Source organism: Ralstonia sp. VS2407 (assembly GCF_052950655.1).
Genome location: NZ_JBRFVG010000024.1, coordinates 1 through 23,036 on the forward strand (window position 1 = coordinate 1; position 23,036 = coordinate 23,036).

General features: G+C 64.7%; 22 protein-coding genes. 8 read left to right on the forward strand and 14 right to left on the reverse strand.

The features are described from left to right. Positions 1 to 124: 124 nt before the first annotated feature. The 5 genes from ACU8YE_RS23215 to ACU8YE_RS23235 form a co-directional block, all read right to left on the reverse strand. Complete coding sequence (locus ACU8YE_RS23215; protein WP_446929726.1) at positions 125 to 376, reverse strand: YfhL family 4Fe-4S dicluster ferredoxin; 252 nt, start codon at positions 374 to 376, stop codon at positions 125 to 127. 50 nt (positions 377 to 426) lie between these two features. Beyond that, positions 427 to 930 carry a pantetheine-phosphate adenylyltransferase gene (gene coaD / locus ACU8YE_RS23220; RefSeq protein ID WP_004633426.1) on the reverse strand — a complete coding sequence of 168 codons (504 nt, stop codon included), beginning with the start codon at positions 928 to 930 and terminating at the stop codon, positions 427 to 429. 197 nt (positions 931 to 1,127) lie between these two features. Further along, a complete protein-coding gene (gene rsmD / locus ACU8YE_RS23225) occupies positions 1,128 to 1,784 on the reverse strand; it encodes a 16S rRNA (guanine(966)-N(2))-methyltransferase RsmD (RefSeq protein ID WP_446929727.1) in 657 nt (218 codons plus the stop codon). A gap of 94 nt (positions 1,785 to 1,878) precedes the next feature. Further along, positions 1,879 to 3,231 carry a M16 family metallopeptidase gene (locus ACU8YE_RS23230; protein WP_446929728.1) on the reverse strand — a complete coding sequence of 451 codons (1,353 nt, stop codon included), beginning with the start codon at positions 3,229 to 3,231 and terminating at the stop codon, positions 1,879 to 1,881. Next, a complete protein-coding gene (locus ACU8YE_RS23235; protein WP_322017776.1) occupies positions 3,231 to 4,727 on the reverse strand; it encodes a M16 family metallopeptidase in 1,497 nt (498 codons plus the stop codon). The genes ACU8YE_RS23230 and ACU8YE_RS23235 overlap by 1 nt, the downstream gene beginning before the upstream one ends. Before the next feature lie 60 nt (positions 4,728 to 4,787). On the opposite strand from ACU8YE_RS23235, the gene ftsY reads away from it, so the two are divergent. After that, positions 4,788 to 5,978 carry a signal recognition particle-docking protein FtsY gene (ftsY, locus tag ACU8YE_RS23240; protein WP_260803974.1) on the forward strand — a complete coding sequence of 397 codons (1,191 nt, stop codon included), beginning with the start codon at positions 4,788 to 4,790 and terminating at the stop codon, positions 5,976 to 5,978. An 81-nt stretch (positions 5,979 to 6,059) separates the two neighbouring features. Here the strand turns inward: ftsY and maiA are convergent, their stop codons facing one another. Next, entirely contained in the window at positions 6,060 to 6,710 is a 651-nt protein-coding gene (gene maiA, locus ACU8YE_RS23245; RefSeq protein WP_260803975.1) for a maleylacetoacetate isomerase, read from the reverse strand. Between the two features lie 26 nt (positions 6,711 to 6,736). Then, positions 6,737 to 7,438, reverse strand: a complete 702-nt coding sequence (locus tag ACU8YE_RS23250; protein ID WP_260803977.1) for a fumarylacetoacetate hydrolase family protein — start codon at positions 7,436 to 7,438, stop codon at positions 6,737 to 6,739. Between the two features lie 148 nt (positions 7,439 to 7,586). Here ACU8YE_RS23250 and ACU8YE_RS23255 point away from each other — a divergent pair, with 148 nt between their 5' ends. From ACU8YE_RS23255 to ybiB, 5 genes are all read left to right on the forward strand, one after another. Then, positions 7,587 to 8,225, forward strand: a complete 639-nt coding sequence (locus ACU8YE_RS23255; protein WP_232041865.1) for an ANTAR domain-containing response regulator — start codon at positions 7,587 to 7,589, stop codon at positions 8,223 to 8,225. A 573-nt stretch (positions 8,226 to 8,798) separates the two neighbouring features. Then, positions 8,799 to 10,079 carry a CmpA/NrtA family ABC transporter substrate-binding protein gene (locus ACU8YE_RS23260; protein WP_232041864.1) on the forward strand — a complete coding sequence of 427 codons (1,281 nt, stop codon included), beginning with the start codon at positions 8,799 to 8,801 and terminating at the stop codon, positions 10,077 to 10,079. Positions 10,080 to 10,142: 63 nt separating this feature from the next. Next, positions 10,143 to 10,994 carry a nitrate ABC transporter permease gene (gene ntrB, locus ACU8YE_RS23265; protein ID WP_446929729.1) on the forward strand — a complete coding sequence of 284 codons (852 nt, stop codon included), beginning with the start codon at positions 10,143 to 10,145 and terminating at the stop codon, positions 10,992 to 10,994. A 19-nt stretch (positions 10,995 to 11,013) separates the two neighbouring features. After that, positions 11,014 to 11,817: an ABC transporter ATP-binding protein gene (locus ACU8YE_RS23270; protein ID WP_316868255.1), complete on the forward strand. Its 804-nt coding sequence runs from the start codon at positions 11,014 to 11,016 to the stop codon at positions 11,815 to 11,817. A gap of 681 nt (positions 11,818 to 12,498) precedes the next feature. Then, positions 12,499 to 13,509, forward strand: a complete 1,011-nt coding sequence (gene ybiB / locus ACU8YE_RS23275) for a DNA-binding protein YbiB (RefSeq protein ID WP_322017780.1) — start codon at positions 12,499 to 12,501, stop codon at positions 13,507 to 13,509. Positions 13,510 to 13,523: 14 nt separating this feature from the next. Here ybiB and ACU8YE_RS23280 read toward each other — a convergent pair whose 3' ends face one another. Further along, a complete protein-coding gene (locus tag ACU8YE_RS23280) occupies positions 13,524 to 14,393 on the reverse strand; it encodes a pirin family protein (protein ID WP_446929730.1) in 870 nt (289 codons plus the stop codon). Between the two features lie 13 nt (positions 14,394 to 14,406). Further along, positions 14,407 to 14,811: an OsmC family protein gene (locus ACU8YE_RS23285; protein ID WP_232041859.1), complete on the reverse strand. Its 405-nt coding sequence runs from the start codon at positions 14,809 to 14,811 to the stop codon at positions 14,407 to 14,409. Positions 14,812 to 15,051: 240 nt separating this feature from the next. Here ACU8YE_RS23285 and ACU8YE_RS23290 point away from each other — a divergent pair, with 240 nt between their 5' ends. Then, on the forward strand, positions 15,052 to 17,970 hold the full coding sequence (locus ACU8YE_RS23290) for a diguanylate cyclase domain-containing protein (RefSeq protein ID WP_446929731.1): 2,919 nt from the start codon (positions 15,052 to 15,054) through the stop codon (positions 17,968 to 17,970). A 234-nt stretch (positions 17,971 to 18,204) separates the two neighbouring features. After that, entirely contained in the window at positions 18,205 to 19,098 is an 894-nt protein-coding gene (gene rpoH / locus ACU8YE_RS23295; protein ID WP_373407674.1) for an RNA polymerase sigma factor RpoH, read from the forward strand. Positions 19,099 to 19,164: 66 nt separating this feature from the next. Here rpoH and ACU8YE_RS23300 read toward each other — a convergent pair whose 3' ends face one another. From ACU8YE_RS23300 to ACU8YE_RS23320, 5 genes are all read right to left on the reverse strand, one after another. Then, entirely contained in the window at positions 19,165 to 19,770 is a 606-nt protein-coding gene (locus ACU8YE_RS23300) for an SCO family protein (protein WP_232041856.1), read from the reverse strand. A 69-nt stretch (positions 19,771 to 19,839) separates the two neighbouring features. Beyond that, positions 19,840 to 20,781 (reverse strand): heme o synthase, encoded by a 942-nt coding sequence (gene cyoE, locus ACU8YE_RS23305; RefSeq protein WP_446929732.1) that lies wholly within the window; start codon positions 20,779 to 20,781, stop codon positions 19,840 to 19,842. 21 nt (positions 20,782 to 20,802) lie between these two features. Then, the gene (locus tag ACU8YE_RS23310; protein WP_446929733.1) at positions 20,803 to 21,894 is read right to left on the reverse strand and encodes a COX15/CtaA family protein; all 1,092 of its coding nucleotides are present in this window, start codon (positions 21,892 to 21,894) and stop codon (positions 20,803 to 20,805) included. A gap of 3 nt (positions 21,895 to 21,897) precedes the next feature. Further along, positions 21,898 to 22,554, reverse strand: coding sequence for an SCO family protein (locus tag ACU8YE_RS23315; protein ID WP_260803985.1), 657 nt, complete (start codon positions 22,552 to 22,554; stop codon positions 21,898 to 21,900). Between the two features lie 52 nt (positions 22,555 to 22,606). Continuing rightward, positions 22,607 to 23,036 (reverse strand): SURF1 family protein (locus tag ACU8YE_RS23320; protein ID WP_446929734.1); only part of this gene is annotated, 430 nt, incomplete at its 5' end.

Below are 23,036 nucleotides of genomic sequence, written 5' to 3' on the forward strand. Positions count from 1 at the left end.
CTCTGTCCAAGACCTGATTGACCGCCTCGACCTTGAATTCTTCGGTGTATCTCTGCGCACTCATCGCAACTCCTGTCTAACCTCTAGTTTGAGGCTCACAGGTGTCTACTGGCAGCGGGGCGATTCATGGTGCCGAGGTGAGCTGGGTGTACTTCTGCATCAACTGCTCATGCGTTTCCTCATGGGCCGGGTCTTTGGGGATGCAATCCACCGGACAGACCTGCTGACACTGAGGCTCGTCAAAGTGGCCGACGCATTCGGTACATTTGCCCGGGTCGATCACGTAGATCTCCGGGCCCATCGAAATCGCGCCGTTGGGGCACTCAGGCTCGCATACGTCGCAATTGATGCACTCATCGGTGATTATGAGCGCCATGATGCCTTCCTTGAAATGGCCGGCGAGCCCGCGCTCGCCAAAGCGTCATTTTATTCCGATTTGCCCGACCCTTCCGTCTTGCCGGTCTTTTCCTTGAGCCACTTTTCGACCGACGGGAACACGAACTTGCTCACATCGCCGCCAAGCACGGCGATTTCTCGCACGAACGTGCCCGAGATGAACTGGTATTGATCCGACGGCGTGAGGAACATGGTTTCCACGTCGGGCAGCAGATAGCGGTTCATGCCGGCCATCTGGAATTCGTATTCGAAGTCCGACACGGCGCGCAGGCCCCGAACGATGACGCGCGCGCCGTTCTTGCGCACGAAATCCTTCAAAAGGCCGGAAAACCCTTCCACCCGCACGTTCGGGTAATGGCCGAGCACTTCACGGGCGATCTCGATGCGCTCTTCCAGCGCGAAGAACGGCCGCTTGTTCGGACTCTGCGCCACCCCGACAATCAGCTCGTCGAAGATGTTGGACGCGCGCCGCACGAGGTCTTCGTGGCCGCGCGTGAACGGATCGAAAGTGCCGGGATAAACCGCGATCACCATGGTTCCTCCACCAAGGGGAAAAGAGCATCCGCAAGCGTCGGCGTGGGACATGGCCGCGCCGGTACTGCGTTCGGACACCGTTGCGTTATCGAGCGCGGCAGATCCCGAGCCTGCCGCCTGTGCCACCGACATACACCGGGCGTACCCGCCTTACAGGTGCCGCCCGATGCTCATGCATCGGTTGCGAGCGGCGTAGTTTAACCGTTTTTGCGGAGCAGCAAATGTGCATGCACCGCACCGGCGCGCAGGTGTTTATGGAGCACCAGATCGGCCGGCAGCGCGACAGGAGCGGCCGGCTGGTCGCCATGTGAATCAGTACTCACATCGACCAACGACTGCGCCGCTTCAACGTAGATCACGCCTCCTGGCTTGACCACCCGCGTCGCGGCCTCCAACGCACGCAGTGCCCAATCCTGTGCAAACGGCGGATCGATGAACACTGCATCGAGCGCGGCATCGGGCTGGCGGGCGAGCCAAGCAAAAGCGTCGCCGGAGACGATGTCGACCATGCTCGCGCCAAGCTTGTCACGTATGGCCTGCAACGCGCGCACGGCCGGGGCGTGGTTTTCGACGAGTGTCACGTGCGCGGCGCCGCGCGAAGCCGCCTCAAAGCCAAGGGCACCGGTGCCGGCAAAGAGATCGGCGCAGCGCCAGCCGGTTAGGTCCTGGCCGAGCCAGTTGAAGACGGTCTCGCGGACGCGGTCGCTGGTCGGGCGCAGACCCTCGGCGTTGACGACGGGGAGCGGCGTGCGCTTGTATTGCCCGCCGATGATGCGAACCTGCTGCGGTGCGCGCGCATGCGACGTGGCGGTCTTGGCCTTGGGGCCTTTGGAGCTGGGGGTACGAGGTGCCATGGGCGCGATTTTAGGGGCTGTTGCCTCATAAAACGAGCGCAAACAAAAACCGGCGGGGGATGCCGCCGGTTTTTTCGGATACAGCCGCCATGCGTCAGTTCGCAGCGGCTTTGTCCGGACCGCCCACCACGATCGTCGCCATGGTCTGCGGCTGCAGCGCGCGCTGGAATGCCGTGCGCACCTGGTCACGCGTGACCGCCGCGATGCGCTGCGTCCACGTGTCGAGGTAGTCGAGCGGCAGGTTGTACCAGCCGATGTTGGCCACGTTGTCCAGCAGCTTGCGGTTGCTGTCCAGGCGCAGCGGGAAACCGTTGACGAGGTTGTCCTTGGCGGCCTTCAGTTCCGCGTCGGTTGGGCCGTCGGCGACGAACTTGGCAACGGTGTCACGCACCACGCCCAACGCTTCTTCGGTCTGGTCCTTGCGCGTCTGCAGCGCCAGCTCGAACGGCCCGGGCTGCGCAGCCGGTGCGAAATAGCTGCCGATGCTGTACGTCAGGCCGCGCTTCTCGCGAACTTCGTTGGTCAACCGTGCGCTGAAACCGCCGCCGCCCAGCACATAGTTCCCAACCAGCAGCGGGAAGTAATCCTTGTCGCCACGCGCAATGCCCGGTTGGCCGAGGATGATGGTCGCTTGCTGCGCCGGATGCGGAATGCGGATCGTCTCCGCCTTCGCCAGCGGCATCTTCACGTCGGGCAGCGCCGGCGGCGTGGCACCGTCAGCGGGCAAGCCGCGCGTGACCTGCTCGGCGATGGCCTCGGCTTCCTGGCGGCTGATCGCTCCGATCAGCGTCACGACCGCGCGCTTGGCCGTGTAGTTGGCTTGGTAATAGCGCACGATGTCGTCGCGCGTGATGCTCTCTACCGTTTCCGGCGAAGCGGTCTGCCCATACGGATGCGTGCCGTAGATGGCCTTGCCGAACGCGCGCTCGGCCAGCACCGACGGCTTGGTCAGCGATTCGCGGATGGCGGCCACCAAGCGCTGCTTGTCCCGCGCGAGCACCGAGTCAGGGAAAGTCGGCGCCGAGACAATCTGTGTCATCAGCGCGATGGCCGGGCCGCGCTCGACGGGGTCGGACAGCGTGCGCAGGCGCAGGCTCGTGCGGTCACCGCCGGCACCGCCGCCAAAGCTCGCGCCCACGTCGGCAAACGCATCGGCAATCGCCGCTTCATCGCGTGCGGGTGCATCGCCCTGCGCCGCGACGCCCTTGTCGAGCATGCCGGCTGTGAGCGAGGCGAGGCCCACCTTCGCAGCTGGCTCATAGCGCGAACCCGCGTCCACGTCGAGATTGATGTCGAGCATCGGGATCGACGGGCTCGGCACGAAGAACACGCGCGCGCCGGTCGGCGCCGTCCAGTGTTCAATGGGCAGCGCGGCCAGGGCACTCTGCGCCGCCGCTGCAACAATGGCGACCAGCGCCGTCTTGAGGGTCAGAGACATGGCGCGCATCAACGCAGCCCTCCTTCTTCGCGCATGCCCGGAACAAGCTTGCGCGCCGGTTTGTTGGGATCGATCGGTTGTGGCAGCAGCGTGGCGACGACGAGGTTGTCTTCGCTGAAGTATGTCTGCGCAACGTGCTGAATCTGCGCCGATGTCACGGCCTTGATCTTCTCAAGCTGGCGATCGATGGACCGCCACGACAGACCGCTCATCTCGTTCATGCCGATCTCCATGCCCTGGCCGAACACCGAGTCGCGCTTGTAGATCTGCGCGGCCACAACTTGTGCCTTCACGCGCTTCAGTTCGGCATCCGTCACGCCTTCCTTGGCGATGCGCTCGATCTGCGCGCGCAGGGCCTGTTCGATCTCGGCGGTGGTGTGGCCGTCGGCAGGCGTGCCGTCCATCAGGAAGATCGACGGGCCGCGGTTGAGGCCGTCGTAGCCGGCGTTGACATCGTCGGCAATGCGCTTTTCGCCCTTGACGAGTTGGCTCGACAGGCGCGCGTTGTCATAGCCATCGAGCACGGCCGACAGGACTTCCAGCGCGTACGGGTCAACGTCCTTCTCCACATCGCTCAGGCGCGGCACCTTGTACGCCAGCACAACGTACGGGTTCTCGGCCGGCGCCTTCACCCAGATACGCTTCACGCCAATCTGCTTGGGCTCTTCCTGCGCATAGCGGCGCGGCAATGCATGCGGCTTAAGCTTGCCGTAGGTGCGCTGCGCCAGGCGGAAGACTTCGTCGGGCTTCACATCGCCCGCGACGATCACGGTGACGTTGTTGGGCGTGTACCAGGCGTGGTACCAGTTCTGCGCGTCCTGCACCGTCATCGTGTCGAGATCGCCCGGCCAGCCGATGGTCGGGTTGCGGTACGGCGCGGCGTTGAACAGCGTGGCGAGCATCTGCTCGTAGACGGTGGAACGGGCGGAGTCGTCGATGCGCATGCGGCGCTCCTCCTTCACCACGTTCATCTCCGGCTTGAACTCCTTGTCGGTCAGCTGGAGATTGGCCATGCGGTCCGCCTCAAGGGCCATCACGTCGCCAAGATGCGACTTCTCGATCTGCTGGAAGTACATCGTGAAATCGCGCGTGGTCATGGCGTTTTCGCGGCCGCCCATGGCCGCCACGCGGCGGGAGAACTCGCCGGGGCCAACAGCCTTGGTGCCCTTGAACATCATGTGCTCGAGCATGTGGGCGACGCCTGTGGTGCCGTTGTGCTCGTCGATGCTGCCGGCGTGATACCAGACCATGTGCGCCACGGTGGGGGCGCGGTGGTCTTCCTTGACGATCAGCTGCAGGCCGTTCGGCAGCTTGTATTCGTGCGTGTCGGACTGGCTGGCGCCCACCTTGGCAACGCTGGCGGTGGCAACTGGGCGCCCTGGTGCGGCTGCCAACTCCTGCGCGCCAACATGGCCGGCCAGCAGGCCCGCCGCCAGGGCCGTCGCGGCCAATTGCCAGGCTCGCAACCGGGCCCGGTTTGAAACGATTCGCATGGAAGAGCGCATATGGGCTGTCTGATAAAATTCGACGCTTGATTCTAACGGCGAAATAGACTGCCTTTTACGATGTTTAGTTTCTGGAAGAAGCGCAAGGCAGAGCCCCAACCGGCCGCCGAACCCACGCCCGCCGCGGCGCCCGAAGCCGCGCAGGCGCCTGCCCCGGCTGCCATCCCTGCCGTCGCTCCCGCACCCGCACCGGTTGCAGCACCCCAGCCCGTCGCTGCACCTGCCCCCGTAGCCGTACCCGTCGCCGCGCCGGCCCACGTGGCCGTGCCCGACGCACCTGCCGAGCAGCCTGTGCTCGACGTGCAAGCCGACGACGTCGAAACCGTGCCCACGCCCGCCGTCATCGAACAGGCCCGCAAGGGCTGGATGTCGCGCCTGCGCTCCGGCCTGTCGAAGACGAGCAAGGGTCTGACCACGCTGTTCGTCGGCGTGAAGGTCGACGAAGCGCTCTTCGAAGAGCTGGAGACCGCGCTGCTGATGGCCGATGCCGGTGTCGACGCCACCGAATACCTGCTGGGGGAACTGCGCCGCCGCATCAAGGCCCAGCGCATTGAAACCGCCGAAGGCGTGAAAACCGCCCTGCGCGACCTGCTGGTGGAGCTGCTGCACCCCCTGGAAAAAACCATGGTGCTTGGCCGCGAACAGCCGATGGTCATCATGATCGCGGGCGTCAACGGCGCCGGCAAGACGACCAGCATCGGCAAGCTGTGCAAGCACTTCCAGACCTACGGCCAGTCGGTGCTGCTGGCCGCGGGCGACACGTTCCGCGCCGCCGCGCGAGAGCAACTCGTGGTCTGGGGACAGCGCAACAACGTCACAGTGGTGGCTCAGGAATCGGGCGACCCGGCTGCGGTGATCTTCGATGCAGTGAACTCCGCACGCGCACGCGGCATCGACATCGTCATGGCCGATACCGCCGGCCGCCTGCCGACGCAGCTGCACCTGATGGAAGAGCTCAAGAAAGTGCGCCGCGTGACCGCCAAGGCGATGGCCACAGCGCCGCATGAAACGCTGCTGGTGATCGACGGCAACACGGGGCAGAACGCCCTCGCGCAAGTCAAAGCCTTTGACGAAGCGCTGGGCCTCACGGGCCTGATCGTCACCAAGCTGGATGGCACTGCCAAGGGCGGCATCCTGGCCGCCATCGCACGGCAGCGGCCGGTGCCGGTGTACTTCATCGGCGTGGGTGAACAGGTGGAGGATCTTCAGCCGTTTTCTGCGCGCGAATTTGCGGATGCGCTGTTGGGTTGACCCCCCTCGCGCGCAACGCTTCAATGTAGAAACGCCCTGATTTGATCAGGGCGTTTTTGTTTTGCGCAGTAACGCTGCAGATTACGCGGAAGCCGCATCCGGCTGCACCCCAGGCGCAGCCCGCTGAAACGCCTCCTGCGCCATGCAGTGCTCAAAGATGCGCGCGAGCGTCGGGTAATCCTCCACCGCCACATCAAATCGCTTGCCGTTGAACACCTGCGGGACCAGGCACACGTCGGCCAGCGTCGGCGTGTCGCCAACACAGTAAGCTCCCGTCAGCGGCGACTGTGACAGCCGCTTCTCCAACGCCGCAAACCCCAGCTTCACCCAGTAGCGATACCAGTCGTTGCGCGCCTCTTCTTCCACGTTGAACGTGTTCTTCAGATACTTGAGCACGCGCGGATTGTTGAGCGGGTGGATCTCGCACGCAATCGCCAATGCAATCGCGCGAATGTGCGCGCGGTTGCTGGGCGAGCCCGGAAGCAGCGTGGGCTCGGGGTGCGTCTCTTCGAGGTATTCGACGATCGCCAAGGACTGGTTCAGCACGTCGTTGCCGTCGCACAGGACGGGCACCAGCGCATCGGGGTTCAGCTTGACGAAGTCGGGCGCCATCTGCTCGCCCTTGAGCAGGTGCACCGGCGCGTAGTCGTACGACAGGCCCTTGACCTCCAGTGCGATGCGCACGCGGAACGACGCCGAACTGCGGAAATAGTTGTACAGCTTGATCGACATGGCTTCTGACTCTTCTGTCGGGTCTATCAAATGACCTTCACGTGCAGCTCACCCACGCCGTCGATCTTGCCGACCATCAGGTCGCCGACGACCACCGGGCCAACGCCTTCCGGCGTGCCGGTGTAGATCAGGTCGCCGGGGCGCAGTTCGAACAGGCGCGACAGATACGCAATGGTTTCCGGCACCGACCAGATCAGGTCAGACAAATCACCGCGCTGGTGTTCCCGCCCGTTGACCGACAGCGTGACGGCGCCCTTATCTGCGTGGGCGACATCCTTTGCCGGCACGATCGGGCCAATGGGTGCGGAGCCGTCGAACGCCTTGCCGGTTTCCCACGGGCGGCCGCCCTTCTTGGCGGCGTTCTGCAAATCGCGGCGCGTCATGTCCAGGCCGACGGCGTAACCGTAGATATGGTTGGCAGCGGTTTCCACGGAGATATCGCGGCCGCCCGTGCCGATGGCGACCACGAGTTCGATCTCGTAGTGGCAATCCTTGGTTTCAGTCGGGTAGACGAACTGGCCGGTCTCGCCGTCGGGGATGTAGCGCACGGCGTCGGCCGGCTTGCAGAAGAAGAACGGCGGCTCGCGGTCGGGGTCGGAACCCATCTCGCGGGCGTGGGCGGCGTAGTTGCGGCCGACGCAGTACACACGGCGCACCGGAAACTGGCCCTGCCCACCACGGACGGGAATGCCGTTGACGGCGGGCGGGGTGACGACGAACTCGGTCATGCGGGTCTCCTGAAGCTAAGCTGGATTGGAACAGGTGGGGACACTGCGGCCACCGCCCCCCGGCGACCGACGAGTTTGCGAGAATACACCCGCACCGGCCCGGCGCGGTTCTTGCATGAGTGGCGTGCACACTGCCCCACTTTGCACCATGCAAACGAAACCGCCCGCCCCATCTGCCCCGCCCGCCGCCCCGCACCCGGCCGCGCCGATGCGCGTGCTGCTGGTGCGCGATCCGCTCGATGCTGAACAGATCAACCTGGAGCTGATCCGCGCAGGGCTGGCCGAGGCCGGCTTCGTCGACGTGGGCCTGGCGGATGCCGACCTGACGCTGCCCGAGCGCATTGCCGAGACACAACCCGACATGGTGATCGTCGCGTCCGAATCGGCGGCGCGGGACACCATCGAGCACGTCTGCGTGGCCACCCAGCACGCGCCGCGCCCGATCGTGCTGTTCACCGACAACGACGACGCCACACGCATCAAGACGGCGTTTGCCGCCGGGATCACCGCCTACATCGTGGACGGCATCAAGCCCACGCGCGTCAAGGCGGTACTGGATGTCGCCTATGCTCGCTTCGAGCACGAAAGTGCGTTGCGCGCAGAGCTGGACACCGCCAAGACGCAACTGGCCGAACGCAAGGTGCTGGAGCGCGCCAAGGGCCTGCTGATGAAGCAGATGAACCTGTCGGAAGACGATGCCTTCAAACGCCTGCGCAAGATGGCGATGGACCGCAACATCAAGCTGGTGGAAGCCGCGCAACGCGTGATCGATGTGATGGCCAGTTGAGCGGCCGGGCCACCGCCCAGTTTTGGTGCGCCGCACAACTCCGGCGCCGGAAACGCACCAGTCGCGCGCGGTGTTCCGGACCTCACACGCGGCGTTCCGAACCTCAATCACCGAGCTAAAAGCCTTGCACGTCGAGTTCTGAACCTCAATCACCGAGCGAAAAGCCTCGCACGTCGAGTTCTGAACCTCAACCGCCGAGCTAAAAGCCTCACACGCCGAGTTCCGAACCTCAACCGCCGAGCTAAAAGCCTCACGCGCCGAGCTCTGAGCCTCAACCGCCGAGCTAAAAGCCTCGCGTGCCGAGCTCCGAGCTCCATCCGCCGAGCAAAAAGCCTCGCACGCCGAGCTCCGAGCTCGGAACACCGAGAAAAATGCTCGGCGCGTGGCGCTCTGAACCCGGATCGCCGAAACCCGTCGCTCAACGTTGGCATACCCCTTGCAAGTGTCGCTGCGAAGCCGGTGCCAACGTGGGTATCGGCAAGGGACAACGGCGTCCCGACGCACGGCTCTGCGACCCTTCCTTGGCGATGGGGCGATGGCGTGCGTCGGGACGCCTTTTCTTTGGAGCCATGGATGGCCGCGCCAGACAAGACCGACGCTCTCGTCAACCCGATCAACCCGAAGCGCCGCAGCATCATGAAAGCCGCGGCGACGATTGCAGGAGGCAGTGCCGTGGCATTGATCGATCCGCTGGTGCGCGCCGGCGCCTGGGCCGCGGGCTCCGATGCGCCCGAGAAGACGGAGCTGAAGGTCGGCTTCATCCCGCTCACGGACTGCGCCTCGGTGGTCATGGCGTCCACGCTCGGCATCGACAAGAAGTACGGCATCAAGATCACGCCGTCGAAAGAAGCCTCCTGGGCCGGCGTGCGCGACAAGCTGGCGTCGGGCGACCTGGATGCGGCGCACGTGCTCTACGGCCTGATCTACGGCGTGCAACTCGGCATTGGCGGCCCGAAGAAAGACATGGCCGTGCTGATGACGCTCAACAACAACGGCCAGGCGATCACGCTGTCGAACAAGCTCAAGGCAGCAGGCGTCAAGGACGGCGCATCGCTGCGTGCGGTCATGACCAAGGAGAAGCGCGAATACGTCTTCGCGCAGACCTTCCCGACCGGCACGCACGCGATGTGGCTGTACTACTGGCTGGCCGCGCACGGCATCCATCCGCTGCAGGATGCGAAGGCGATCACCGTGCCGCCGCCGCAGATGGTGGCCAACATGCGCGTGGGCAACATGGATGGCTTCTGCGTGGGCGAGCCGTGGGGCGCGCGCGCGATTGCCGACAACATCGGCTTTACCGCCGAGACCACACAGGCCATCTGGAAAGACCACCCGGAGAAGGTGCTCGGCACCACAGCGGAGTTTGTGCAGAAGTATCCGAACACCGCACGTGCCCTCACGGCTGCGGTCCTGGAGGCGAGCAAGTTCATCGATGCATCCGCGTCGAACCGCCGCAAGACGGCCGAGACCATCGCCGCCAAGTCCTACGTCAACACCGACATGGACATCATTCTCGACCGCATGCTGGGCCGCTACTCGAATGGCCTGGGCAAGACCTGGGACGACCCGGACCCGATGCGTTTCTATCACGATGGCGCGGTCAACTTCCCGTACCTGTCGGACGGCATGTGGTTCCTCACGCAGCACAAGCGCTGGGGCCTGCTGAAAGCGCATCCGGATTACCTGGCCGTGGCCAAGCAGATCAACCGCATCGACATCTACAAGCAGGCGGCCGCCGCCACGGGCACGCCGCTGCCCAAGAGCGACATGCGTACGGCCAAGCTGATCGACGGCGTGGTGTGGGATGCGAAGAACCCCGCCGCGTATGCCGACGGCTTCAAGCTGAAAGCCTGACGCCGCCGCCCTCCTGAACTTCCGAATTTCTGATTGCGGTTCCTCACGTCGATGGAGTCCGACATGAACACGCTCGTCAAAACGTTGTCCGGCGTGCAGTCCGATGCCGCCCATGAAGGTCGCCGGTTTGTTGCGCGCGACTGGTTTGTCGCCGCCGTGGTGCGCGGCTTTCCGCCCGTGCTGGGCTTTGTTCTGTTTGTGCTGGCATGGCAGGGTATCGCCACGGCCATCCCCGCTCTGCCGACACCGGCGGTGACGTGGAAGGCGGGGGTCGCGCTGTTTGCCGATCCGTTCTATCGCAATGGCCCGAATGATCAGGGCGTGGGCTGGAACGTGCTGGCGTCGCTGGCGCGCGTGGGCGCGGGCTTTGGCATGGCGGCGGTCATCGGCATTCCGGCGGGCTTCCTCATCGGGCGCTTTGCGTTTCTCAATGCGATGGCCTCGCCCATCATCAGCCTGCTGCGACCGGTGTCGCCGCTGGCGTGGCTGCCAATCGGGCTGCTGCTGTTCAAGTCGGCCAACCCGGCGGCCATCTGGGCGATCTCCATCTGCTCGATCTGGCCGATGGTGATCAACACCGCCGTGGGCGTGACGCGCGTGCCGCAGGACTATCTGAACGTGGCGCGCGTGCTGAACCTGTCGGAGTGGAAGGTGTTCACGCGCGTGCTGTTTCCGGCGGTGCTGCCGTACATGCTGACGGGCGTGCGGTTGTCCATCGGCACCGCATGGCTGGTCATCGTGGCGGCGGAGATGCTCACCGGCGGTGTCGGCATCGGCTTCTGGCTGTGGGACGAATGGAACAACCTGAAGGTCGAGCACATCGTCATCGCAATCTTCGTGATCGGGGTGGTGGGCTTGCTGCTGGAGCACGCGCTGCTGGCCATTGCGCGGCGCTTCTCGTACGACGCGGTTTGAGGACATTGGGGGGAGCGCCATGACAGACAAATTCCTGCGCATTGAAAACGTCGGGCAGACGTTCAAGACCAAGCGCGGTCCGTTCGTCGCCCTGCGCGACATCGACCTGACAGTTGCGCGCGGTGAGTGCATCGCGCTCATCGGGCACTCGGGCTGCGGCAAATCGACGTTGCTCAATCTCATTGCCGGGCTCACGCGTCCGACCACGGGTGGGCTCATCCTGGCGGAGCGTGAGATTGCCGGGCCGGGGCCGGATCGCGCGGTGGTGTTTCAGAACCACTCGCTGCTGCCGTGGCTCACGTGCTTTGACAACGTGTATCTCGCCGTCGAGCGCGTCTTTGGCAAAACCGAGACGAAGGCGCAATTGCGTGAGCGCACGCATGCGGCGCTGGCGCTGGTGGGCTTGTCGCATGCCGAGCAGAAGCATCCGCATGAGATCTCGGGCGGGATGAAGCAGCGCGTGGGGATTGCGCGGGCGCTGTCCATGGAGCCCAAGGTGCTGCTGATGGACGAGCCGTTTGGCGCGCTGGATGCGCTCACGCGGGCGCATCTGCAGGATGAACTGCTGAAGATCGTGGCGGCTACCGGCAGCACGGTGGTGATGGTCACGCACGATGTGGATGAGGCGGTGCTGCTGGCGGATCGCATCGTGATGATGACCAACGGGCCGGCTGCGACGATTGGTGAGGTGTTGACGGTGGATTTGCCGCGGCCGCGGGATCGGATGGCGTTGGCGGAAGACCCGACTTATCACGCTTGTCGGACGGCGGTGTTGGATTTTCTGTATCGGAAGCAGAGGCATCCGGTGGCGGAGGCCGCTTGATTCGCTTTGGGGATGGCTTTGTTGTTTTTTGCTTGGTGGTCCATCCCCTGTTTCATCCCCTGCCGGGGCTGACTCACTTTCTTTGTCTTGCCAAAGAAAGTAAGCAAAGAAAGGCGCGCCCAAGATGGCGACTTCCCCTTGAATTTATGTCGCAGGGAGGGAGGGGAGGCAAACTCGCTGCGCTCAGACAGGCCTCCCCTCTTTTTCCTCCCTGCAACAGAAATTCAAGGCGCCATCTAGGGCAAGGGGAAAGCAAACCATCTATTGCCTGGGCGGCACTTCGTCTTGCGCGCCGAACCCGTCGTTTCCGCCGTTTGTCGCTCCGCACTCGGCGCAAGTTCGGCGCTCAGCTCAGCAAGCCGTGTGTTTGGCCTTTGACGTTCCTGCCCTTGATGGCGCCTTGAATTTTTGTAAGCGGGCGGAAGAAAGGCGGGGAACTGTCTGAGCGCAGCGAGTTTTCCCCGCCTCCGCCCGATTACGAAAATTCAAGGAGGCTTTCGCCATCTCGGGCGCGCCTTTCTTTGCTTACTTTCTTTGGCAAGACAAAGAAAGTGAGTCAGCCCCGGCAGGGGATGAAACAAGGGATGCACCACCAGTCCCAAAAAAGCACCGACCCATGGCGCCAGCACACAACCCACAGCGCTATGATCAACCCCAAGCCAATCACCCGCGCCATGAACAATGCCCGCTCCCCCCATCCTCCCCGACACCGCCACTGAAGACGCCCTCGCCAACGGCCCCTTCCCCGCCGCCCGCTTCATCAAGGAAATCGGCCGCGGCGCAGACGGTGCGCGGGCACTGGTCAAGCACGATGCCCGGGCGCTCTTCACCGCCATGCTGGAAGGCCGCATCGCCGACGTGCAGCTCGGCGCCATCCTCATGGCCTACCGCATCAAGGGCGAGACCCCGGAAGAACTCGACGGCATGCTGGAAGCCACGCATGCGCATTGCCGGCCGCTGCCGGCACCGGACACGCCTGAGCGCGCGTTACCGGTCGTCATCCCCAGTTACAACGGTGCCCGCCGGCAGCCGAACCTCGTACCGCTGCTGGCCAAGCTACTGGCGCGCGAAGGGGTGCCGGTGCTGGTGCATGGCATTCGCCGCTTCGACGGCCGCATCACCACGGCCGCGCTCTTTGCAGCGCTCGGCTGGCCCGTCTGCGAACACATGGATGACGCCCGCGAGCGCCTGGAAACGGATCGCCTGGCCTTTGTGCCGATCGACGTGCTCTCTCCCGAGTTGACCGCACTGCTGGACAAGCGCGAGATCGTCGGCCTACGCAATTCGGCCCATACGGTGGTGAAGATGCTGCAGCCCATCGGCGGGCACGCGCCGCACGAGGCGCTACGGCTGGTCAGCTACACGCACCCCGAATACCGCGACACGCTCACCGATTACTTCCTGCGCCATCCGGCCAATGTGCTGCTCGCGCGCGGCACCGAAGGCGAGGCGGTGGCCGATGCGCGGCGTGGCAGCGCGGTGGAGTGGCTGCACGATGGGGCGCACGAAACCGTGATTGAGGCGGTGGAAGGATCAAGCGATACGCCGCCTGAATTGCCTGTGGGGACGGACGTGGCGGCAACAGCGCGGTGGATTGAGGCGGTGCTCGACGGCAAGCAACCGGTGCCGGAGCCGATCGCCAAGCAGGTCCGCGCGATCGTGCGCTGTGCACGACCGGCGCAGGCTGCCTGATTGATCGATTGGTCTTACTTGGACGGCAGCGGAATCCGCTCCGTCTCGCCCGGCACGTGGGCGAAGGCGTCGGCCTCCCACCGCTGCTTGGCGTCTTCAATGTCGGCCCTGTCGCTGGCGACGAAGTTCCAGTAGATGTGGCGGTGGCCATCGGTCGGGTCACCGCCCAGCAGCATCACGCGTGACGATGCCTGCGCGGTAAGCGTCACGTCACCGCCGGGTTCCAGCACGGCAAGGTGGTGCGGGTCGAGCGCCTCACTGTCGATGGTGACAGCGCCGTCGACGAGATACAGCCCACGGTCTGCATGCTCGGGCGGAATCACCAGCGATGCACCGGCCGCCAGCTCCAGCGCCACATACAACGTGCGCGAACTGACCTTCACCGGCGACGTCAGCCCGAATGCATCCCCCGCGATGACCACGCCCTGCACGCCGGGGCATTCCAGCTTGGGCAGCGTGTCGGCCGCATGGTGGGCGAAGCTGGCGTTCACCTTTTCCTGATCCTTCGGCAGCGCCACCCACGTTTGGATGCCATGCACGCGCGCGCCTTTTTCGCGCCCCTCGGGCGAGGAACGCTCGGAGTGGACGATGCCGTTGCCGGCCGTCATCCAGTTCACGTCGCCGGGTGTGATGGTCTGCACGCTGCCGAGGCTGTCGCGGTGGACCATGCTGCCGTCGAACAGATACGTGACGGTGGCCAGCCCGATGTGCGGGTGCGGGCGCACGTCGATGCCTTCGCCGGGGGCGAAATCGACGGGGCCCATGTGGTCGAAGAAGATGAACGGCCCGACCGTCTGGCGCGCCGCCGAGGGCAGCACGCGCTTGACCGAGAAACCGCCAAGGTCGCGCACGTGCGGGCCGATGATGTGCTGAATGGAAGTCATGGCGGGAGGCTCCTCAAGCGCGCTCGGCGAGTTCGGTGTCGACGCTGATCTCCACCTCGGTCATCAGCTTGTGAACGGGGCATTTGCCGGCCACGCGCAGCAGGTCGGCGCGTTGCTCGTCGCTCAGATCGCCGTGCAGGGTCAGCACGGTACGCAGCTTGTAACGGCCCTGGCGCTCCTGGCTGCCGTCGTGCTCGACGGCCACGTCGATCGAGTCGAGCGGGTACTTGCGCTGGCGCGCATACAGCGAGACGGTCAGCGCCTTGCAACTGGCCAAGGCCGCATCGAAGTAGGCGTGCGGATCGGGCGCACTGCCTTCGCCCGCCGGCTTGGGCACGTCGGTGTAAGTCACGCCTTCAGGGAAGGTGACTTTGTGGCGGAAAAGGCCTTCGGTGTCCTTGCTGACGACGATGGTCATGACGGCTCCTGTAACGGTGTCTGCGATGTCCGGGCAGTGTAGCTAACTTGCGTGACGGCACGCGAGGTGACGCGATGTGCCGAGTGCATCGCATCCATTTGCGCATCGATCACTCAACATTGCAGACATGGCAATTCAGCCCACCCTTTTGGGTGGAAACGCTCAAGCGGCGCGGTTTTCCGCCGATCTTCCGGTTAGAAGACATCCGCCCTGAAACCGCCCCGCTCACGCGTCACCTGCATGGTTCCTCGCCGGCCGCTTGTCGCCATTGCCGGCGGCATCGGCTTTCTCCTCGTCCTGATTGGGCTGACCGTGATGGTCGGCTGGCTGCAGCATTGGCCATGGGCGGTGAAGCTCGGCACGGACCGCCTGCTGATCGTGTTTGCCACGGGGATCAACCTGACGCTGCTGGGCGCTGGTCTGGGGGCGCTGCTCGTTGGGGCGGTGCGACCAAACGCCCGCTGGGCAGATCCGACAGCACGCGGGCTGAGCGGCGCGGTGGCGTTGCTGTCCACGCTGCGGCTGGCCGAGATGATCACGGGCCGGCCGATCGGACTGGATTTTCCTGGCCTGCACGCCTGGTTCGATCGCCAATGGGTGACCGGGTGGATTGGCGGCATGCACCCCAGCCACGCGCTGGCGATGGCCGCCTCGGCAACCGCACTGAGCCTCGTGCCCACCTTGCGCAAACCGCATCGCGCGCAGTGGTTCTGGGGCCTTCTGGGCTTCGCGATGCTGCTCTGTGCAGGCGACCTCCTTGGCCGCGCCATGGCACTTGAGTATCTGTACCCGGCGTGGCTGCGGTGGCGTGCCCCGGACGCGGCTGCCGTCTGCTCGCTGCTGGTGCTCACGGGCACACTGTGCGCCGCGATAGCCCGGTACCCCGGCCTGTTGCGCCTGCGCTTGTCGCCGGAAGACACCATCGTGTGGATCAGCGGCGGCTGCGTGGTGCTGGCAGGGCTGGCGGCCACCATCACGGCGTTCATCATCCAGGTGGACAGCGCCACACTGACTTTCGGCACCACACGGGCGCAAGCCCTGTCCAGCTACGCCGAAGAGTTCGACCGACTGCTGGCCATGCGTGCGGAAAGCCCCCGCCTGGTGGCCGCCGCCACGCACATCCAGGAAGTGCTGCGCCATCCGGCAGACAACGCAGCGCGCCTGCGCAGCGAGAGTGCGTTGCAGGCGTATCGCGAGCAAGGCTACTCGTACCTGCAACTGCGCACGCTCGCGGGCGAGGGCATCGTCAGCCTGGGGACGCAGACGCTTGAACCCGAGCTGTCGATTCGGCTGCACGCCGGCCTCGCGCCCGAGCGCGTCACGCTGCAATGGGTACACGGTTTTGCCATGCGCACCGAAACGCCGGTCATGGCAGACGGCATGCAGATCGGTTGGCTGGTCGCCGAACAACCGCTCGCCCACATGACAGGCCGCTACAACAGCCAACGCGGTACGGGGATGACGGAAACGCTGGCGATGTCGGGCTTTGATGCGCGCGGCCGCGCCATGTCGTTTCCGCAGCGCTTCGATGCCTATGTGTTCGAGCTGCCGCCGCTTACGGTCGACCACCGCCCGCTGCCATCACGCCTGGCACTGGCGGGCGAGGCTGGCTACGGCCAGTGGCAGGACATCCATGGCATGCCGACGTCGTTCAGCTACACGCCCATCGGCCACACGGGTCTGGCGCTGATCAGCAAGATCGCCAGTGCGGAGCTTTACGCCCCGATGCGCGTGCAGTTCGAGCGGCTTGCGGCCTTCATGCTGTGTCTGATGATCGGCAGCGTGCTGGCCATCCGCTTGACGGTGCGACCGTTTGCCAACCGGCTGGCCGCGTCCGAGCGCGCACTGCGCACCGCCAACGAAAGCCTGGAACGCCGGCGTGACGCCCTGCGCGCCAGCCGCGAACAACTCCGCCTGGTAGCCGACAACGTGCCCGCGCAGCTCAGCTACGTCGACTCGGACGGCATCGTGCGCTTTGCCAGCCGCACGCTGCTCGAAGCCTTCGGCCGCAGTGAAGACGAGATGCTCGACCGCCACGTGCGCGACATCTACACCCCCGAGGATTACCGCACGCTGCTGCCCTACATGACTGAGGTGCTGGCCGGTTACCCGGTGCAATTCGAGATCCAGTCCATGCGCACCGGCGTGCCCCGCTACCTGAGCGGCCACTACTTTCCCGACTACGATGATCGCGGCACGCTGCGCGGCTATTTCTCGGTACTGCAGGATCTGACGGCCCGCACGAGTGCCGAGCTGGCCCTGGGGCGCAGCGAACGGGCGCTCAAGCTCGTGCTCGACAACGCGCCGCTGCTGGTGTCGCACATCGACCCCGACGGTGTCTTCACCTTCTGCAACGTCACGCATGCGCGCTGGCTGCAGCGCACGCCCGAGGAGGTCTGCGGCCAGACAGCGGAACGGGTGTTCACGCCGGGCACGTACGCCTTGCTGGCACCGTATCTGGTGCGCGCCCAGCGCGGAGAATCCGTCCAATTCGAGATCACCGCGCCATGGTACGAAAAGGCCCACGCCAACGGCCCGCGCAGCCGCACCCGGCATTTTCGCGGCCAGCTCGTGCCCGATGCCGGTGAAGCCCGCGACGGCCGCTGCGGTCTCTACGCCTTCGTGCAGGACGTGACCGAAGCCAAGCGCAGCGAGATGGAGCTGTCGCGCATGGCGCGCTTTGATGCGCTCACCGGCCTGCCAAACCGCTACGAACTCTACGAGCGCCTGCGCGCCGCGCTGGAACGCCGTCAGCGTCTGCCCGCGCCGCTGGGCGTGCTGTATCTGGACGTGGATCACTTCAAGCACATCAACGACACCTACGGCCACGCCGCCGGCGATGCTGTGCTGGTGGAGGTCGCGCACCGCCTGCAACGTGCCGTGCGCCGCACCGACACCGTCGCCCGCCTCGCAGGTGATGAGTTCATCATCCTGCTCGACCCGATTGACGCCCCCGATGATGCGCTGCACACGGCGCAGAAGATCGTCGGAGCGATCCGTCCGCCCATCCACCTGCCTGATGGCACGGTGCTGCACGTCACCACGAGCATCGGCGTCGCCTGCCCGGGCCTGGAAGTACGCGACCCAGACGCCGCCCTGCGCGAAGCCGATCGCGCACTTTATTGGGCGAAGTCACGCGGCCGTAACACGGCGGCATAGTCGAGAACCGATGCCGCCCGCCCCGGTCTATGAGTGGGTATGACGCGCTTTTGTTGCGGCGCAAACATCACACTATTGACAGATGCACCCTGATTTACGGGAACTATTAACCGGGCAAGAATGTCCTATTAGCACTCATCCGGTTGGAGTGCTAAGATGCCTCTCCAAACCTCCACTGGATTTCGACAGGAGTCCTGAGTGAACGCAGTCATCCCCGTGAATACCGTTTCCGCAATCGCCACCCAGCCGTCCGGCAACGCCGGCAATGGATGGGCGCTGGCGTTCCCCGGCAACCTGGGCAACATCGACGCCTACATCCAGAGCGTCAACCGTGTGCCGATGCTGTCGGCTGAAGAAGAACAGCGTCTGGCCCGCGAATACCGCGACAACGACAATCTCGATGCCGCCCGCCGTCTGGTGCTCTCGCACCTGCGCCTGGTGGTGTCGATCGCCCGCGGCTATCTCGGCTACGGCCTGCCGCATGCCGACTTGATCCAGGAAGGCAATATCGGCCTGATGAAGGCCGTCAAGCGCTTCGATCCGGATCAGGGTGTGCGCCTCGTCTCGTACGCGATGCACTGGATCAAAGCCGAGATGCACGAGTACATCCTGAAGAACTGGCGCATGGTGAAGGTGGCCACCACCAAGGCCCAGCGCAAGCTCTTCTTCAACCTGCGCAGCCACAAGCAGGATGCGCAAGCGACCTTCACGTCGGATGAGATCGACGCCGTGGCCGCCGAACTGAACGTCAAGGGCGCCGAAGTGCGCGAGATGGAAACGCGCCTCTCGGGCGGCGACATCGCGCTTGAAGGCCAGATGGACGACGGCGAAGAGTCCTTCGCCCCGATCGCGTACCTGGCCGACACGCACAACGAGCCGACCCGCGTGATCGAAGCGCGGAGCAACGACCGCATGCAAAGCGAAGGCATCGAAGCCGCCCTCGCCAAGCTGGACGACCGGAGCCGCCGCATCATCGAAGCCCGCTGGCTGAACGTGAACGACGACGGATCGGGCGGCTCGACGCTGCACGACCTGGCTGACGAGTTTGGTGTGTCGGCAGAACGCATTCGCCAGATCGAATCGGCCGCGATGAAGAAGATGAAGGGTGCCCTGCAGGCCTTCGCCTAAGCTGCCCGCCTCGCCATAAAAAAGCCCGCCAATTGGCGGGCTTTTTCTTTGGGCGCTGGCAGCAGATCAGTCGGCCAGCAGTTGCTTGATGTCATGCGCGATCGGCTCGGGGCCCTGACCGTGCTTGATGAACAGGCGCAGGTTGCCTTTCGGATCAAACATGTAGCTGCCGGCCGTGTGATCCATCGTGTAGTTGTCAGGCGAACTGCCCGGCACCTTGCTGTAGAAGACCTTGAAGTCGGACGCGACCTTCTTCAGTTCGGTCTCGTTGGCCGGACGCAGGCCGATGAAGCGCGGGTCGAACGCGGGCACGTACTTGGCCAGCAGGTCTTGCGTATCGCGCTCGGGGTCGACGGTGACGAACAGCACCTGGACGCGGTCCGCGTCTTTGCCGAGTGTGTCCATCACGGCGCGCAATTCGGCCAGCGTGGTCGGGCAGACATCGGGGCAATGCGTGTAGCCGAAGAACATGACGACGACCTTGCCGCGGAAATCTTCGAGCGTGCGGCGCTTGCCGGTGTGGTCGGTCAGCGAGAAATCGGTGCCGAAGCTCTTGGATCCGGTGATGTCGAGATTCTTGAAGGCGGGCTTGTCGCTGCACGCCGTGAGCGCCAGCACGGCAACCGCCAGCATGGCGAACAGCGCGGCGCGGAGGTGTCGGAAAGAGAGCATGGTCATCGTGTTGGAAGCGGACCGGCTAGCGTAGCGCCAACGGCACATGCCTGCTGGCGCCCCTGTGCGTCACAGCGCCGCGCTTTGCGTGAGCGCCGGGCCGAACTTGAAGTAGTGGTCGACCAGCAGCGCGGCAAACAGGATCGACAGATAGATGATCGAGTAGCGGAAAGTCTTCTGCGCCAGCGCGTCGGAATACTTGCGGTACATGCGCCACGCATACGAGAGGAAGCCGAAGCCCAGCACCAGTGCTGTCACCAGGTAGATGTAGCCGCTCATGCCGTAGACGAACGGCAGGATGGTCGCCGCGATCATGATGAGCGTGTACAGCAGGATGTGCAGCAGCGTGTATTTCTCGCCGTGCGTGATCGGCAGCATCGGCAGGCCCGACTTGGCATAGTCAGCGCGGCGGTACAGCGCGAGCGCCCAGAAGTGCGGCGGCGTCCAGGTAAAGATAATCAGTACCAGGATCCACGCCTCGGCCGGCACGCTGTTGGCGACGGCCGCCCAGCCCAGCGCCGGCGGCATCGCGCCAGACAGGCCGCCGATCACGATGTTCTGCGGTGTCGCCGGCTTGAGCAGCAGCGTGTAGATGATCGCGTAGCCGATGAAGGTGGCAAAAGTCAGCCACATCGTCAGGTCGTTGGCGAACACGTGCAGCGTCCACATGCCCGCACCGCCGAGCACCACCGAGAACACCAGGATCTGCCGCGTGCCCAACTCACCGCTGGCCGACGGGCGCCAAGCCGTGCGACGCATCATCGCGTCGATCTTGCGTTCGACCAGGCAGTTGATGGCGAAGGCAGCGCCGGCAAACAGCCAGATGCCGACCGCGCCGCCGATCAGCACCGGCCACGGCACCATGCCCGGCGTGGCCAGGAACATGCCGATCACGGCGCAGAACACAGCAAGCTGCGTGACGCGCGGCTTGGTGAGCGCCGCATACTGCGATGCGGTCGTTCGCCAGCCAGAAAGTTGAGTGGAAGTTGTTGGGGTTGCCACGGTATTCATAAAAAAACGGTCAGACAGCGTTCAGACGACGGCAGCCGCCACAGGCACCGGCGCCCGCGCTTGCGCGAGCCCGATCAGGTAATGCAGACGCACCATCAGCAACAGCAGCACGGCCGCGCCGCCGTTGTGCGCCACGGCGGCCAGCAGCGGCCACCCCAGCACGATGTTTGAGAGACCGGTCGCCAATTGCACGGCCAGCACGACCAGCAGCACCGTTGCCACACGGCCGATGCCGCCAATGCGACGTGCGCGGAGGCCAAGCCACGCCAGGTAGCTCAGCACGACGACTGCAAACACGCGGTGCGTCCAATGGATGGCGACCAGCGCATCGTGCGAGATGAAATCGCCTCCGGCAGTCTTGCCGAGCTGGCGCCAGAACGTGAAGCCGTGCGCAAAGTCCATCGGCGGAACCCACTGGCCGTTGCACAGCGGAAAATCGGTACAGGCCAGCACAGCGTAGTTCGTGCTGACCCAGCCGCCCAGCGCAATCTGCCCAACGAGCAGCACCAGCCCGATGGCCACTGCCGTGCGCAACGACGCGCCACGCTCATCCACCACCCGGGGTGCATCGTTCTTGCAGCCGAGCCAGATCAGCGCGGCCAGCAGCGACATGCCCAGCAGCAAGTGCGTCACCACGATGGCTGGCTGCAGCTTGAGCGTGACCGTCCAGGCGCCAAAGGCGCCCTGCACGCATACCAACGCCAGCACGGCCGTCGCATACCACGGAGATTGCTTCAGTTCCTTGCGCTTGACCCACGCGAGCACCACCAGCGTGATGATCAGAACGCCCAACGCAAGCGCGAAGTAGCGATGCGTCATCTCGATCCACGCCTTCATCCACGTGACCGGGCCGCTCGGCATGGCGGCCTGCGCGGCATGGATGTCGTCACGTGCATGGAACGGGTTGGACGTGCCGTAGCAGCCTGGCCAATCCGGGCAACCGAGGCCTGAATCCGTCAGGCGCGTGAAGCTGCCGAACATGATGAGGTCCAGCGTCAGGAAAGCGGTGATCCACACCAGCTTGCGGTACTTGTTGCGATCCCCTTTGACCAGCACGTAGCACAGCGGGATCAGCGCGATCAGGATGCCGATGGAAGCAAGTTGCAGCAGCATGGCTTATCCGATGCGCGAGTATTTCAAGAGCCGCGTCATGTCGCCGCGCACCTTCTTCGGGTCCGGATCTTTCGGAAACTGCATCATCAGGTTGCCAAGCGGATCGACCAGGAAGAGGTGGTCCGTGGGCGGCGTCTTGCCATCGCCAAGCCAGTTCTTCGGCAGTTCGGGCGCACGCAGAAAGCGCACCGCGCCGTAATCGTCGTTGTAGGCCTTGATCAGGCGCGGGTCGATGTCTCCGCGGTCGGTCACCAGCCAGACGGGGACGATGCGGTCGCGGTCCGGGCCTTGGCCGATGCGCAACTGGCGCATGGTGAAAAGCTTGCGCGCGCAGTTGTCGTCGCAGGCGCTGCGATCCACCGATACCATCAGCCATTTCCCCTTGAGGCTCGCGAGCGGCACTTCAGCGCCGTGCTCGTCCTGCACCATCAGACCGGCAGGAATAGGCCGCTGCGGATCGACCAGCGCGCCGTACGCGGCCTTGCCGCCCGCCGGAGTGAAGACGTAATACGCAAGGTACGAGGCGATCACCGGGGAGGCACACACCAGCAGCAGGAACAGCATCATCAAGCGGCCGCGACGCGTGCGCGCGTCGATGCGCGGGTCTTCGGACGCGCCAAGTGTGCCGGGCGCGCCGGGTGCGGATTCCTGATTCACCATGTGATTCCCAATACATTCAGCTGCGGCACTAAGCCGCAACGCGAGTTCGTGTTCAAGCGGGCTCAGAGGTGCCCGCCAAGCGGCGATAACGCCGCACGCTGTAGAAGACCATTAACCCAAGTACCGCCGCTGCCATTGCGAACCACTGGAATGCGTAGCCGTAATTGCGGTCGGCGCCCAGGTCTGCGCGCGGCCAATCGCGCAACAGGCCGTCCTGCGCGTCGGATTGCTGCTGCACCACAAACGGCTGGAGCGGCACACCGATTTCGCGCGAGAAAGCGTCGAGGTCGATATTCTGCCTAAGTCGCTGGCCAACTTCATCCGAGCCGTCTTTACGGCCCAGACTGAAGACCCGACTGGCATGTGGCACCGCCATCCCTTCGACCTGCACTTCGCCCGCTGGCGTGGTGTACGGCGCGATGCGCGTGCGGTCGGCCGGATCGCGCGGCAACCAGCCCCGGTTGACCAACACTGCCCGCCCG

Coding starts and splice junctions, on each gene's coding strand:
- ACU8YE_RS23315 (WP_260803985.1), bottom strand. CDS start 22,554: ATGGTGAATCAGGAATCCGCACCCGGCGCGCCCGGCACACTTGGCGCG.
- ACU8YE_RS23250 (WP_260803977.1), bottom strand. CDS start 7,438: ATGACCGAGTTCGTCGTCACCCCGCCCGCCGTCAACGGCATTCCCGTC.
- coaD (WP_004633426.1), bottom strand. CDS start 930: ATGGTGATCGCGGTTTATCCCGGCACTTTCGATCCGTTCACGCGCGGC.
- ACU8YE_RS23300 (WP_232041856.1), bottom strand. CDS start 19,770: ATGCTCTCTTTCCGACACCTCCGCGCCGCGCTGTTCGCCATGCTGGCG.
- ybiB (WP_322017780.1), top strand. CDS start 12,499: ATGCCCGCTCCCCCCATCCTCCCCGACACCGCCACTGAAGACGCCCTC.
- cyoE (WP_446929732.1), bottom strand. CDS start 20,781: ATGAATACCGTGGCAACCCCAACAACTTCCACTCAACTTTCTGGCTGG.
- ACU8YE_RS23260 (WP_232041864.1), top strand. CDS start 8,799: ATGGCCGCGCCAGACAAGACCGACGCTCTCGTCAACCCGATCAACCCG.
- ACU8YE_RS23255 (WP_232041865.1), top strand. CDS start 7,587: ATGCAAACGAAACCGCCCGCCCCATCTGCCCCGCCCGCCGCCCCGCAC.
- ACU8YE_RS23290 (WP_446929731.1), top strand. CDS start 15,052: ATGGTTCCTCGCCGGCCGCTTGTCGCCATTGCCGGCGGCATCGGCTTT.
- maiA (WP_260803975.1), bottom strand. CDS start 6,710: ATGTCGATCAAGCTGTACAACTATTTCCGCAGTTCGGCGTCGTTCCGC.
- rsmD (WP_446929727.1), bottom strand. CDS start 1,784: ATGGCACCTCGTACCCCCAGCTCCAAAGGCCCCAAGGCCAAGACCGCC.
- ftsY (WP_260803974.1), top strand. CDS start 4,788: ATGTTTAGTTTCTGGAAGAAGCGCAAGGCAGAGCCCCAACCGGCCGCC.
- ACU8YE_RS23280 (WP_446929730.1), bottom strand. CDS start 14,393: ATGACTTCCATTCAGCACATCATCGGCCCGCACGTGCGCGACCTTGGC.
- ACU8YE_RS23230 (WP_446929728.1), bottom strand. CDS start 3,231: ATGCGCGCCATGTCTCTGACCCTCAAGACGGCGCTGGTCGCCATTGTT.
- ACU8YE_RS23235 (WP_322017776.1), bottom strand. CDS start 4,727: ATGCGCTCTTCCATGCGAATCGTTTCAAACCGGGCCCGGTTGCGAGCC.
- ntrB (WP_446929729.1), top strand. CDS start 10,143: ATGAACACGCTCGTCAAAACGTTGTCCGGCGTGCAGTCCGATGCCGCC.
- ACU8YE_RS23285 (WP_232041859.1), bottom strand. CDS start 14,811: ATGACCATCGTCGTCAGCAAGGACACCGAAGGCCTTTTCCGCCACAAA.
- ACU8YE_RS23270 (WP_316868255.1), top strand. CDS start 11,014: ATGACAGACAAATTCCTGCGCATTGAAAACGTCGGGCAGACGTTCAAG.
- ACU8YE_RS23310 (WP_446929733.1), bottom strand. CDS start 21,894: ATGCTGCTGCAACTTGCTTCCATCGGCATCCTGATCGCGCTGATCCCG.
- ACU8YE_RS23215 (WP_446929726.1), bottom strand. CDS start 376: ATGGCGCTCATAATCACCGATGAGTGCATCAATTGCGACGTATGCGAG.